Annotated in this window: 12 protein-coding genes; 2 read left to right on the top strand and 10 right to left on the bottom strand. The window is 73.4% G+C overall.

Annotation, left to right across the window (positions count from 1 at the left end; translation table 11 throughout):
• Positions 1 to 84: 84 nt before the first annotated feature.
• Positions 85 to 1,509, bottom strand: a complete 1,425-nt coding sequence (gene glnA, locus FB454_RS22685) for a type I glutamate--ammonia ligase (RefSeq protein WP_145823436.1) — start codon at positions 1,507 to 1,509, stop codon at positions 85 to 87.
• Positions 1,510 to 1,742: 233 nt separating this feature from the next.
• Here glnA and FB454_RS22680 point away from each other — a divergent pair, with 233 nt between their 5' ends.
• On the top strand, positions 1,743 to 3,527 hold the full coding sequence (locus tag FB454_RS22680) for an N-acetylglutaminylglutamine amidotransferase (protein ID WP_145823476.1): 1,785 nt from the start codon (positions 1,743 to 1,745) through the stop codon (positions 3,525 to 3,527).
• A gap of 19 nt (positions 3,528 to 3,546) precedes the next feature.
• Complete coding sequence (locus tag FB454_RS22675; RefSeq protein ID WP_013285859.1) at positions 3,547 to 3,807, top strand: YegP family protein; 261 nt, start codon at positions 3,547 to 3,549, stop codon at positions 3,805 to 3,807.
• 90 nt (positions 3,808 to 3,897) lie between these two features.
• On the opposite strand, the gene FB454_RS34980 is transcribed toward FB454_RS22675, so the two are convergent.
• From FB454_RS34980 to FB454_RS22635, 9 genes are all read right to left on the bottom strand, one after another.
• Entirely contained in the window at positions 3,898 to 4,068 is a 171-nt protein-coding gene (locus tag FB454_RS34980) for a hypothetical protein (RefSeq protein ID WP_013285860.1), read from the bottom strand.
• Positions 4,069 to 4,172: 104 nt separating this feature from the next.
• Positions 4,173 to 4,874: an aspartate/glutamate racemase family protein gene (locus FB454_RS22670; protein WP_030268990.1), complete on the bottom strand. Its 702-nt coding sequence runs from the start codon at positions 4,872 to 4,874 to the stop codon at positions 4,173 to 4,175.
• The gene (locus tag FB454_RS22665; RefSeq protein WP_030268992.1) at positions 4,871 to 6,151 is read right to left on the bottom strand and encodes an NAD(P)/FAD-dependent oxidoreductase; all 1,281 of its coding nucleotides are present in this window, start codon (positions 6,149 to 6,151) and stop codon (positions 4,871 to 4,873) included. The genes FB454_RS22670 and FB454_RS22665 overlap by 4 nt, the downstream gene beginning before the upstream one ends.
• A 13-nt stretch (positions 6,152 to 6,164) precedes the next feature.
• Positions 6,165 to 7,043 (bottom strand): family 3 encapsulin nanocompartment shell protein, encoded by an 879-nt coding sequence (locus FB454_RS22660; protein WP_145752367.1) that lies wholly within the window; start codon positions 7,041 to 7,043, stop codon positions 6,165 to 6,167.
• 14 nt (positions 7,044 to 7,057) lie between these two features.
• Complete coding sequence (locus FB454_RS22655) at positions 7,058 to 7,897, bottom strand: class I SAM-dependent methyltransferase (protein WP_030268995.1); 840 nt, start codon at positions 7,895 to 7,897, stop codon at positions 7,058 to 7,060.
• Positions 7,898 to 7,926: 29 nt separating this feature from the next.
• Complete coding sequence (locus tag FB454_RS22650) at positions 7,927 to 8,757, bottom strand: SDR family NAD(P)-dependent oxidoreductase (protein ID WP_013285865.1); 831 nt, start codon at positions 8,755 to 8,757, stop codon at positions 7,927 to 7,929.
• A gap of 4 nt (positions 8,758 to 8,761) precedes the next feature.
• Complete coding sequence (locus FB454_RS22645) at positions 8,762 to 9,733, bottom strand: sulfotransferase (RefSeq protein ID WP_145823435.1); 972 nt, start codon at positions 9,731 to 9,733, stop codon at positions 8,762 to 8,764.
• Complete coding sequence (locus FB454_RS22640; protein WP_114920188.1) at positions 9,730 to 10,914, bottom strand: MFS transporter; 1,185 nt, start codon at positions 10,912 to 10,914, stop codon at positions 9,730 to 9,732. The genes FB454_RS22645 and FB454_RS22640 overlap by 4 nt, the downstream gene beginning before the upstream one ends.
• The gene (locus FB454_RS22635) at positions 10,911 to 12,224 is read right to left on the bottom strand and encodes a DegT/DnrJ/EryC1/StrS family aminotransferase (protein ID WP_114920189.1); all 1,314 of its coding nucleotides are present in this window, start codon (positions 12,222 to 12,224) and stop codon (positions 10,911 to 10,913) included. The genes FB454_RS22640 and FB454_RS22635 overlap by 4 nt, the downstream gene beginning before the upstream one ends.
• Between the last annotated feature and the right edge of the window lie 543 nt (positions 12,225 to 12,767).

The following is a 12,767-nucleotide window of genomic DNA, read 5'->3' as shown; positions in this document are numbered from 1 at the left end:
CGACGGTACGAGGGCGGGGGCCGGCCCGAGGCCGTTTCCGCCGACCACCGCCCCCGCGGGTGGCGGGGGCGGTGGCGGTACGGCTCAGCAGTCGAAGTAGAGCGCGAACTCGTGCGGGGTCGGGCGCAGCCGGACCGGGTCGACCTCGTTGGCGTTCTTCCAGTCGACCCAGGTGGAGATCAGGTCGTCGGTGAAGACCCCGCCGTCGAGCAGGTAGTCGTGGTCGGTCTCCAGCGCCGCCAGCGCCTCGGGCAGCGAGCCCGGGACCTGCTTGACGTCGCCCCACTCCTCCGGCGGCAGGTCGTAGAGGTCCTTGTCGATCGGCGCGGGCGGCTCGATCTTGTTCTTGATGCCGTCCAGGCCGGCCATGAGCATGGCGGAGAACGCCAGGTACGGGTTGCTCGACGGGTCCGGCACCCGGAACTCGACGCGCTTGGCCTTCGGGTTGCTGCCGGTCACCGGGATGCGGGTGCACGCGGAGCGGTTGCGCTGGGAGTAGACCAGGTTGACCGGCGCCTCGAAGCCGGGGACGAGACGGCGGTAGGAGTTGATGGTCGGGTTGGTGAAGGCGAGCAGCGAGGGTGCGTGGTGCAGCAGGCCGCCGATGTACCAGCGGGCGGTGTCGGACAGGCCGGCGTAGCCGGTCTCGTCGTAGAACAGCGGTTCGCCGCCGCGCCAGAGGCTCTGGTGGGTGTGCATGCCGGAGCCGTTGTCACCGAACAGCGGCTTCGGCATGAACGTGGCGGTCTTGCCGGCGGCCCACGCCTCGTTCTTGATCAGGTACTTGAACAGCTGAAGCTCGTCGGCCGAGTGCAGCAGCGTCGAGAACCTGTAGTTGATCTCGGACTGCCCGCCGGTGCCCACCTCGTGGTGCGACCGCTCCACGGTGAAACCGGCGTCCACCATCCGGCGGACCATGCTGTCGCGCAGGTCGGCGTAGTGGTCGACCGGCGGCACCGGGAAGTAGCCGCCCTTGTACGCGGTCTTGTAGCCGCGGTTGCCGCCTTCCTCGATCCGGCCGCTGTTCCAGGCGCCCTCGATCGAGTCGATGTAGTAGAACGACTGGTGTGCCGAGGTCTCGTGGCGGATGGAGTCGAAGATGTAGAACTCCGCCTCGGCGCCGAAGTAGGCGGTGTCGGCGATGCCGCTGGCGGCGAGGTATGCCTCGGCCTTCTTCGCCACGTTGCGCGGGTCGCGGGAGTACGCCTCCCGGGTGAACGGGTCGTGGACGAAGAAGTTCAACGCGACGGTCTTCTGCGTGCGGAACGGGTCCACGAACGCGGTCGCCACGTCCGGCAGCAGCAGCATGTCCGACTCGTGGATCGACTGGAAACCGCGGATCGACGAGCCGTCGAAGGCGAGACCGTCGGTGAACACGCTGTCGTCGAACGACTCGACCGGCAGGTTGAAGTGCTGCATCACGCCGGGCAGGTCACAGAAACGTACGTCGACGAACTTCACGTCCTCGTCGGTGAGGTATCGCAGGAGTTCCTCGGAATTGGCGAACACACGTCCTCCTGGCAGGCGTCGTTGATCCTGGCCACGTCCCGTGGCCGGACCGCCCGGGGACATGGCCCGTACCGCCACCGTACGACGGCGCGCCGTGCCCGGCTCGCCAACAGCCCATCCGGGTTTCCTTCGCCACAGGCCGGGTAGTCGCCGTACCCGGCGGACCGCCCGGGAGACGACGTGGCGGGAGGTTGGCGTGGTGGGTGCTCCCCGACTGACCGGTGGACGCTGAGATGTGCGGGATCAGCGGTGAGGCCAGATTCGACGGGGCCGCCCCCGACGCCGCCGCGGTGACCCGGATGACCGCCGCCATGCGCTCACGCGGCCCGGACGGCGAGGGCACGTGGAGTGACGGCTGGATCACCCTCGGACACCGACGGTTGACAGTGATCGACCTGTCCGAGGCCGGCGCCCAGCCGATGGTCCGCGACGACCTCGGCCTGGCCCTGGTCTTCAACGGCTGCGTCTACAACTACCCGGAGCTGCGCGACGAGCTGCGCGCGGCCGGGCACACCTTCCGCAGCACCAGCGACACCGAGGTGATCCTGGTGGCGTACGCGCAGTGGGGGGAGCGGTTCGTCGACCACCTGGTCGGCATGTTCGCGGTCGCGCTGGTGGACCGGCGGCGCCGCCGCCTCGTGCTGGCCCGCGACCGGCTCGGCATCAAGCCGCTCTACCTCGCCGAGTCGCCCGGCCGGATCCGGTTCGCCTCCACGCTGCCGGCGCTGCTGGCCGGCGGTGACGTCGACACCGGCATCGACCCGGTCGCGCTGCACCACTACCTGTCCTGGCACTCGATCGTGCCGGCGCCCCGCACGATCCTGCGCGGGATACGCAAGCTGCCGCCTGCGACCGTCCGGGTGATCGAGGCCGACGGGCGCAGCCGGGAGCGCGTCTACTGGCGGCCCGAGTACCGGCGCGACCCGGCCCACGACGGCATGGACGCCGCCGACTGGCGGGCCGCCGTCGGGGACGCGCTGCGCACCGCCGTACGCCGCCGGCTGGTCGCGGACGTGCCGGTCGGGGTGCTGCTCTCCGGCGGGCTCGACTCCAGCATGATCGTGGCGTTGCTCGACGACGCCGGACAGCACCACCTCCAGACGTTCAGCATCGGCTTCGACAGCCGCGGCGACGAGACCGGCGACGAGTTCCACTACTCCGACCTGGTGGCCCGCACGTTCGGCACCGACCACCACCGCATCCGGCTCGCCGACGGCGATCTCGGTCCGGCCGTACGCGCCACCGTGGCGGCCATGACCGAACCGATGGGCAGCCACGACGTGGTGGCGTTCCACCTGCTCTCCGAGCAGGTCGCCAAGCACGTGAAGGTGGCGCAGTCCGGCCAGGGCGCCGACGAGGTGTTCGCCGGCTACGGCTACCACCACCGGCTGGCCCGCTCGTCCCGAGAGGACGCGACGGCCGAGTTCACCGCCGCGTTCTTCGACCGCGACCACGCCGAGCTGACCGAGGTGGTCGAACCGGCGTACGCCTGCGACGGTGACGCCTCCGGCGAACTGGTCGCCGCGGACCTGGCCGCGCCGGGCGCGCAGACCGCCGTGGACGCGGTGCTGCGCCTGGACACGCACCTGATGCTGCCCGACGACCCGGTCAAGCGGGTGGACAGCATGAGCATGGCGTGGGGGCTGGAGGTGCGTACGCCCTTCCTCGACCAGGACCTGGTCACGCTCGCCGCGGCGTGCCCGCCGGAGCACAAGCTGGCGCAGGGCGGCAAGGGTGTGCTCAAGGACGTGGCCCGCGAGGTGCTGCCGGCCGAGGTCATCGACCGGCCCAAGGGCTACTTCCCGGTGCCGGCGCTGCGCAACGTCGACGGTCCCGTGCGAGAGTTGGTGGTCGAGGCGCTGGGTGCGCCCGAGGCGCGCCGGCGCGGGCTGTTCCGCCGGGCGTACGTCGACGAGCTGCTGGCCGAGCCGGACCGGGCCCAGGCCGCCGCCGGCAGCAACAAGTTGTGGCAACTGGGCCTGCTGGAGCTGTGGTTGCAGACGCACGGCGTGAGCTGAGCTGAGCGGGAGGAGCGCTGTGAAGTTCGTCATCGAGAGCGAGGCCGACGGCAGTGTGGGGTTCACGGTCGTCGGCGGCGACGGTCAGGTGCTCGCCACCGGGGCGCCCTGCCCGGACAAGGGCTCGGCGCTCGCGGTCGTCGGGGAGCTGATGCACGGGCTGGGCGACGCCTGCGTGGAGGACCGGACCGAGGCCGGTGCCGGGCCGGTGGCCGGCACCCGGACCGAGATCGGCGACGACATGTCGGACATCGGCCGCTCCGGCATCCCGCCGGTCTGACCGCGGCACGTCCTGGCGGCGTGACGGCGATCCGCCGGTCCGGCCGCGACACGTCCCGTCCGGCCGACGAGCCCGGGCGGGACGGTGCGCTCACTGCTCGTCGTCGAGCACGTCCGTGTGGCCGTCCCGGGTGACGGTGGGCGGCAGGTGCTCGTCCGGCTGGGGCGCCTCGGCGAGCGTGTGGTGCGGGTCGCCGTCGGGCGAGAACAGCACCCGATCGGTCTTGCGGGTCTTCTCCTGCTCCTCCTCCGGCTCCGTCACCGCGTTCTCCCTCCGCTCACCGGCGCCCCGGGCAGGCCGCCCCTCGTCCCACGCTAAGCGCCGGACGGGCGCCGGGAGCCGGTTTCCGCGCGACGGCCCCGCGGTCACCCACCGGGACGGTACGGCCGCCGGGTGAGGCTCGCGTACGCCATCGTGGTCAGCGTGACGATGTCGAACACCGGCACACCCAACCGCGCCTGGATCCGGTGGGCGAACGGCACCAGGTCGGTGCACTCGACGACCAGCGCCCCCAGGTCCGGGTGCGCGCGGGCCAGCGCGTCGACCCGCTCGTCCACCTCGGCCGCCAGCCGCCCGACGTCGAGGGCGTCGCGCCGCCCCTCCAGCATCACCTCGCGGAACTCCGGCTGCCCGGCCATGCCGGTGACCGCCACCGGGACGTCGGCGGCGCCGATCGCGGCCAGGTGGCGCGGGGTCAGCGCGGCCTCGTCGGCGACCAGCAGCCCGACCGGGCGCCCGACCATGCGGTGCACCATCGGCAGTTGCACCAGGCTCGACGACCACAGCGGGACGCGCACCGCGGCGGCGAGTTCGGCCTGGAACAGCACGAGGAACCCGCACGCCCCGGTGATCCCGGCGACCCCGGCCGCCTCCAGGTCGCGGGCCGCGTCGACGAACGGTCGCAGCAGCGCCGGGTCGGCCTCGCGGACCAGCCGCTGCGGCGTGGCGCCCTCCACCACCCGGTAGCGCACCGGGAAGTCGAACGTGTCCGGGTTGCGGATGTGCCCGGGGATCTTGTCGAAGCTGGTGTCGAGGCAGAGCACGCCGATCTCCGGCCGGTCGCTCACGAGATCCCCTTCCGGAAGCGGTCCAGGGCGAACGTCTCCAGCGGCAGGTCCGGCTCGGCGCCGGAGACGAGCTGGGCGAGCAGCCGTCCGCCGGCCGGGGCCAGGCCCATCCCGATGTGCCCGTGCCCGGTGGCCACGCTGACGTTGTCGTAGCCGTCGGCCCGCCCGATCAGCGGCAGGCTGTCCGGGGTGCACGGACGCAGGCCGCTCCACACGTCCAGCCGGCGGCCGGTGTCCAGCGCAGGCAGGTACCGCCGCGCGGTGTGCAGGATCCCGTCGACGCGGCGCGGTGAGATCGACGTGTCCAGCCCGGACAGCTCCAGCGTGCCGCCGACGCGTACCCGGTCACCCAGCGGCATCACGGCGACCTTGCCCTCGCTGAGCAGCACCGGCCGGGTGGGCGTGCCCGGCCCGGCGGGCAGCGTGACGGTGTAGCCCTTCGCCGGTTGCAGCGTCAGCCCGACGTCGAGCATCCGGGCGCAGGCCGCCGACCACACCCCGGCGGCGATCACCACCTCGGCCGGGCGCAGCTCGCCCCGGGCCGTGCGCACCGCGCGTACGCGCCGCCCGGTCACCTCGAAGTCGCGTACCTCCGCGCCGGTGACGACGTCCACGCCCCGGGCCCGCAGCGCCCGCGCGAGTGCCACCAGGAACGCCGGGATGCGCAGCGCGGCGCCCTCCTCGTTGAGCAGCGTCCCGGCCACCGCGAAGTCGACGCCGGGTTCCAGCCGGGCCAGCTCGGCCCGGTCCAGCTCGCGCAGCGGCACGCCACGCGCGGTCGCCGCCGGGATCGTCCGGCGCGCCTTCGCGTACCCCTGCTCGGTGTGGCAGGCGAGGATCATGCCGCGTTCGGTGAGCGTCCCGGCCAGCTCGTCCTCGGCGCAGATCTCGCGCAGCAGCGCGAGGCTGCGCTGTTTGAGCGCGAGCAGCGTCTCGAACCCGGCGCGGGCGTGCCGTTCGGTGCAGTGCCGGCGGAAGTGCCAGAGCCAGGCCAGCAGCGCGCCGTCCAGCCGGGGCCGGACCGCGAACGGGCTCTCCGGGCGCAACAGCCAGCGGATCCCGGTGGCCGGCACCCCCGGCTCGGCCAGCGGCGCCGAGCCCTGGGTGCCGACGAAGCCGGTGTTCCCGGCCGAGCAGGCCGCCGCGTCGCCGACCTCGCCCCGATCCACCACCGTCACGCTGAGCCCGGCGCGGCGCAGGAACCAGGCGCAGCACAGGCCCACCACGCCCGCGCCGACCACCAGCACGTCGGGGTCGGTACGGCCCGGCGTCGTCATCAGTCGCCGCCGGTCAGAGCGTCACGACGAAGAAGCAGGTGGGCAGGTTCACCACGACCCGCTCCCAGATCTCGGCGCGCAGTGCCACCCCGGGTTCGGCGAACGTGCCCGGCGGCGGTTCGGCGAACGCGATGGTGGACCGGCCGGCGTCGAACAGCAGCGCGCCGTGTCCGAAGTCCCCGACGATCGCGGTGCCCGGGTCGACCAGCCGGGTACGCACGATGAACACGCCGTTGTCCTCCACGTCCCGCATCAGCGAGCCGCTGCCCAGCAGGCGGTAGTAGTCGGCCGGGTTGATGATCAGCCCGTCGGCGGTGCTGCCCATCTGCTCGACCTCGTTGCACGCGGCCAGGACGGTGGACGCGAACGGTCCCGGGTCGGTGAGCCGGCCCAGGTCCGGCATGGTCAGCAGCCCGCCCTCGCCGCGCAGGATGGTGTGGTTCTCGGCCGTGGCCAGCCGCACCACCAGCCGGTAGTCGATGAACTGCGCGAAGCTGACCGGGTCCTCCCACAACGTGTCCGGCACCTGCACCCACGCGGTGGTGGTGAGCAGCGGCGGGATGGGGGAGCGGTGGAAGTGGTTGGCCGCCTCCCGGCGCAGGTCCGCGCCGTCCACCGCCGGGTCGTCCGGGCGGGGCGGGCTCTCGTGCCAGTAGTAGTCCTGCGGATCCCGGGACAGGTCCACCACCTTGAGCATGTTCCGCGACGGGTAGCGGGGCTTGCGCCGGGAACTGGTGAGCGAGTCGGTGATCGTCACGTCGTAGTCGACGCTGGTGTCGAAGCCGTTCTTGGCGAACGCCTCGACGAACGTCGCGCCGGGCGACATCTGCGTCTTCCGTTCGGCGACCACCTCGGCGATCGTCCGCTTCACGGTGTGGGTGCGCTGCGACATCTGCTGTCCCTCCCTCAGGCCGGCTTGCGGGCGACGAACATGCCCCAGCCGAACTCGCCCCTGTCGATCGCCGCCTGGATCTCGTCGCACGAGTCGGCGAAGCCGAGGATCCAGGTCCGCGCCGCCTCGTCCGCCGTCGTCTCCGCGCGCTCCCGGGCGGTGCGGCCCAGCACCCGGTACGTCTGCCTGATGTGCGCGTCGAGACTGCGCGCGACCACGTCCACGAATCCGGCCTCGGTCAGCGCCCGGCGGTAGCCGTCGAGCGAGTAGCCGTCGTTCCAGCGCACCCGGTCGTAGACGTGCCTGCGGGCCGCCTCGCCGATCCGCTCGGTGGGCTGGAGGAAGTCGGACACCGCGAGCACCCCGCCGGGGGCGAGCACCCGGAACATCTCGGCGTGGCTGCGCGGCTTGTCCGGCACCAGGAACAGCGCGTCCTGGCTGACCACGTGCGTGAACGTGCCGTCGTCGTACGGCAGGGCGGTGGCCGAGCCGTGCCGGAACGACACCGGAAGCGAGGCGCCCCGCTCGGCGCGCCGCTGCTCGGCGAAGCGCACCCGCTCGATGCTCAGGTCCAGCCCCTCGCCCCGGCACCCGGTACGGGCGGCCAGGCGCAGCAGGAAGTTGCCGCAGCCGCAGCCCACGTCGAGCACGTTCGACGACGCGTCGATCCCGGCGTCCGCGGCCAGGATGTCGGAGGTCCGGTCGGCCGCCGCGTGGTAGTCGGTGTCGTCCTCCCCGGCGAAGTAGCCGGTGTGCAGCACGCCCTCGCTGTCCCAGAAGCTGAGGTACGTCTGCGTGGTCTGGTCGAAGAACTCGGAGACGTCCCGCTCGGTGAACCGGCTGGTCGTGGACATGGGCACTCCCTTGTGCGGCGATCGGTGGGTCAGGCGTAGGTGTCCTTGCGGACGCCGGTGAGGTGGGGCAGGTCGGGGCCGGTGGCGGCGGCGCCGCCGTCGATCAGGTGCACCCCGGCGGTCACGTACGACGCGCGTTCGCCGGCCAGGAACGCGGCCACCGCGGCGACCTCCTCGGGCCGGGCCAGCCGCCCGACGGCGCTGTGGTGGCCCATCGCGGCCAGCCGCGCCTCGACGTCGCCGTCCGCGCCGGCGAGCCGGGCCGCGGCGCGTTCCATCGGCGGCGTCCGCACCCCGCCGGGCGCGAGCACGTTCACGGTGATGCCGTCGCGGCCCACGTCGACGGCGAGGCCCTGGGCGAAGCGGACCAGCGCCGCCCGGGTCACCCCGGACAGCACGAGCGGGCCGATCGGCACGCAGGCGGTCTCGGAGGCCACAAGCAGCAGCCGGCCCCAGCCCGCGGCACGCATGTGCGGCAGCGCGGCCATCGACACCGCTACCGCCGGCAGCAGCACCCGGTCCACAGCCGCCCGGTAGTCGTCCGTGCCGAACCCGGTGGCGGTGCCCACAGGCGGGCTGCCGCCGCTGACCAGCAGCACGTCCACCCCGCCCAGCTCCTCGGCGACCCGGTCCACCCAGCGGGCGGCGGCGCCGGTGTCGGTGAGGTCCACGCCGGTCGCGCTGACCCGGCCGGACGCCACAGCCGTCAGCTCCCGTTCGGCGGCGGCCAGCCGCTGCGGGTCACGCCCGCAGACCGCCACGTGCGCGCCCTCCGCGGCGAACTCCCTCGCGCAGGCCAGCCCGATGCCGCTGGTGCCGCCGGCGACGAGCGCCACCCGGCCCTTGAGCCCCAGATCCACGTCCTCACCTCTCCGTCTCGCCGACGCGGGCCGCCGCGCCGGGGTACGCCGGGTCGCCGTCCGGCCCGCCGGACCGGTAGCCGTACCGGGTGGACAGCGGCCAGCCCAGCGCCGCCACCGCGAGGCGCTGCCGGCCGGTGAGCGTGCGCCGCCACCCGTCGTCGCGGTCCCGGATGACGGTCGGCCCGGTCCGGAACCGGTCCGGGTTGCCGGTGACCGTGTGGTTGCCGCGCAGCTCGACGGTCCGGTCCCGTACCGGGTTGGCCGCCGGGTCCACGCCCACCAGCCGCAGCAAGGCGCCGATCGTGCCGGCCGGGTCGGCGGTGAAGTCCTCGTAGCGCAGGAACGCCGACCGGTCCGGGTACCGCCTGTTGATCGCCGCCGACGCGAGGTTGAACCCGTGCCAGTACGCGGTGCTGCGCGCCGCCGACATCGCGTAGACGTATTCCTTCGGCTCCCGCCACGAGTGCGCCACCGCACGCGGGTCGCGCACCAGGTGCAGCCAGTACGCCTCGACGCCCGGCACGTGCGGCAGCAACGCCGACTCGCCGGGGATCTTGGTGCTGTCCACGATGACCCGGGCACCGGTGCGGGCGGCCACCTCCCGGTAGACCGCGCCGAGCAGGTCCGCGTGCGCCCGGGTGTCCGCGTCGTACGCGCCCCGGCGCAGAACCCGCCACGTGTGCCGGGTTCGCAGCCGGGCGCGTTGCCGGCGGATCACCTCGGCGGCGTGCGCGTCCGCCGGCATCCCGGCCGGGCGGCCCAGCGGCAGCACCGCCGACCACAGCGGACACGCGGTCAGCGCGGCGCCGCAGCCGCACCTGTCGTTCACCCCGCGCCCGGTCGAGTTCTTCCACAGGAAGTGCAGCTCACCGACGTGCACCACACCGGGCGCCTCGCCGAGGACGTTGCCGATGATGGTGCTGCCGTTGCGGCACCAGCCGTTGACGCTCAGGACGGTCACCGGTGCGCTCATGCCGCGCGTACCTCCGCCGCCTGGGCGGGCGCGGGCGCCGGCCGGCCGATGCGCAACGCCATCGCGGCGGCGACGGCCGCGCCGGCCGCGCCCGCGACGAACACCGCCGGATAGCCGAGACCGGCCGCGACCAGGCCGGTCGCCGGCCCCCACACCGCCAGGCCCAGATCCCAGAACGAGGTGTACGCCCCGATCGCCGCGCCCTGCCGCGCCGGGTCGGTGCGGTTCATCACCATCAGCGCCAGCGACGGGTGCAGCAGGGAGAACCCGACGCCCATCACCACGCTGCCGGCCACAGCCACCGGCAGGTTCGGCGCGACGGCGATGACCAGCAGCCCGACCGCCTCGCCGACCCCGCACCAGGTCGCCACCCGGCGCGGGCCGAGCCGGTCCGGCAGGTGCCCGATGACCAGGCGGGTGCCGGCGTACACGGCGCTGAAGCAGCTCAGCACCACCACGCCGTGACCGATGCCCCGGGCGTCCAGGTGCAGCACGACGAACGCTGCAAGACCCGCGTACCCGGCGGCACCGAAGGTGAGCGCGATGCCGGGCAGCAGCGCCGGGCGCAGCAGCAGCCCGGCACCCTTTGCCGCGGGTGCGGTACGCGCCGGCGCGGGCACCAGCGCGACGAGCGCCGCGCCGACCGCCGGAGCGACCGCGCTGAGCAGCCACACCGCCGGATAGCCGGCCTGCTGCACTGTGGCGCCGAGGAACGTGCCGGCGGAGATGCCGCCCCACATGCTCACCCCGTACAGGCCGATGAGCTGGCCGCGCCGCTCGTGCGGGGCGAGCTGCACGATCCACACCGCACCGGCGGTGAACAGCGCCGCCTCACCGGCACCGAGCAGCAGCCGGACCGCGACCAGCGCGGGCACGCTCAGCGGGGCCAGGTAGAGCAGGCCACCACCGGCCACCACGAGCGCCCCGGCCAGCATCACCGTCCGATGGCCGTGCCGGTCGGCGAGCGCGCCCGCGACCGGCCGGACCAGCAGCGCGGTCACCGCGGTCACCGTGACCACCACGCCGACTGTCAGGTCGCCGGCGTCGTGCCGTTCGCGCAGGAATCCGGGCAGCACCGGGATCACCGCTGTCAGTCCGAGGTAGCCGGTGAACAGCCCGCCGAGCAGCCCGGCGAGCGCGAGCCGGGGCAGGGGCCGGGCGGGGGCCTGCGTGCCGGTCACGACCCGACCAGGGCTGTCTCACGGGCGGCGGCCACCTTGCGGACCGCGCGGACCAGGTCGTTGCAGTCCCCGGGCGTGAGGTTGGACGACAGCGGCACGTCGACGGTCTCGGTCAGCAGCCGTGCGGTACGTGGCAGCGTCGCGCGGATCTCGCCGGGGTCGGCGCTGTCGTACAGGAACCGCCAGTTCCAGAACGCCCGCACGTTGAGGTCGTCGTCCGCGCCGATGTTGCGGGCGTCGATCCCCTCGGCCCGCAGCGCGCGGGCGAACCAGCCCGCGTCGCCGCCTGGTACGCGGAACACGAAGGCCTCCCCGAGGTACGCCCCGGGCGCGACCGGCCGCCGGACCGCGATGCCGGGCAGCCCGGCCAGGGCGGCGCTGACGTGCGCGTAGTTGCGGTGGAACAGCGCCAGCCGCTGCGGCAGCCGGGTCAGCTCGGCGCGCAGCAGTGCCGCCCGGATCTCGTCCATCCGCAGGCTCAGCAGCGGCAGGTCCAGGCCGGTCAGCGGCGGCTCGCCGTCCGGGAAGTGGCGCCGCAGCCGCCCCTCGTACGCCCCGGACAGCGCCACCGCCCGCGCGAACAGCGTGCTGTCGTCGGTGATCAGGAAACCGCCCTCGCCGCAGTTGAGCGCCTTGTCGGACTGGGTGCTGAACGCCCCGGCGGCCCCGAACGTGCCGAGCTTGCGGCCGTTGAGTTCGGCGCCGAGCGCGGGCACCGCGTCCTCGATGAGCGGCACGCCCATCTCGGCGGCGAACGCGGACAGCGCCTCGACGTCGGCGGCGAAGCCGCGCATGTGCACGACCATGACGGCGCGGATCTCGGGGTGCCAGCGGCGGCGCAGGTCGTCGAGGTCCATCCGCAGGTCGTCGTCGACCTCGACCAGGAATGGCCGGCAACCGGCCAGGACAATGGCGCTGGGGGTGGCGACGAAAGTGAATCCGGGGCAGGCCACCAATGATCCCGGCGGCACTCCGGCGCCCATCAGGGCGAGCGCCAGTGCGGCGGTCCCGCTGGAAACGGCCAGCGCGTGCCGGGTGCCGAAATAGCGACACAGTTCGTCCTCGAACCGCCCGCATTCGGTTTCGTTCGGCGGCCGATGGTCGTATCGGAAGTAGAGGTGACTGCGGACGGCGCGAATAGCCGCGTCCTCGTCTTCGGTGTGCACGAAGACCGCGCCCTTGTCGTACGTCGGCCAGGGCGTGCGCCGCACCGGCTGTCCGCCGTGCAGGGCGAGCTGTTCGGGCAGCTCAGAGCCGTTCTGCACCGGCCTCGGCGGGCTCGGTGCGGGAGCGTCGTTGTTCCCGTCCACCGGCGGACTCCTCGGGCGAGCGGCGACAATTCCTATTAGCTCGGTAGGATTGGCCGGGCGTGCGCCGGGCATGGTCGCCCGGCGGAATCGCAGTCCCGGCGCGATCCCGTCGAGGGGTAAGAAATGCCACCAGATCCGACATTCATGGTACGTCGATCCAGCGAGAGTAATGATTGTCGTCGATCCCGCACTCGTCAACAGATAGACGTGAATATGTTCGGCGCCGGGCCGTGCCGACAGTGGACTATGCGGAATTGTCGCTGCCGTCCCGCTGATCCGTCGGCGTGGCCCGGCGCCTCCGACCGCCGGACCCGGCGCCCGTCCCGTGGCCTCGATCCACTGCCCCAGGGGTCGCCCGGCACGTCGGGCGGCCCCTGGTCGCGCCGGGCCCGATCGCAGCCGGCCTGATCACACCGGGCCTGATCGCACCGGGCCTGGTCGTGCGGCGCCTGATTGCACCGCGCCCGATCGTGCGGGATCAGGCCGCGCCGAGGTCCGGCCGCCGTCGGGACTTGCCGTCACCGACAGTAGCCTCCGCAGCTC

This window comes from Micromonospora sp. CNZ297, assembly GCF_007827625.1.
The sequence above is the reverse complement of the archived record's forward strand: the minus strand, read 5'-3'. Positions and strand labels throughout refer to the sequence as shown.

Excerpts from the sequence above, each read along its gene's own strand:
- FB454_RS22680 (WP_145823476.1), top strand. The coding sequence starts at position 1,743 with ATGTGCGGGATCAGCGGTGAGGCCAGATTCGACGGGGCCGCCCCCGAC.
- FB454_RS22665 (WP_030268992.1), bottom strand. The coding sequence starts at position 6,151 with ATGACGACGCCGGGCCGTACCGACCCCGACGTGCTGGTGGTCGGCGCG.
- FB454_RS22660 (WP_145752367.1), bottom strand. The coding sequence starts at position 7,043 with ATGTCGCAGCGCACCCACACCGTGAAGCGGACGATCGCCGAGGTGGTC.
- FB454_RS22655 (WP_030268995.1), bottom strand. The coding sequence starts at position 7,897 with ATGTCCACGACCAGCCGGTTCACCGAGCGGGACGTCTCCGAGTTCTTC.
- FB454_RS22645 (WP_145823435.1), bottom strand. The coding sequence starts at position 9,733 with ATGAGCGCACCGGTGACCGTCCTGAGCGTCAACGGCTGGTGCCGCAAC.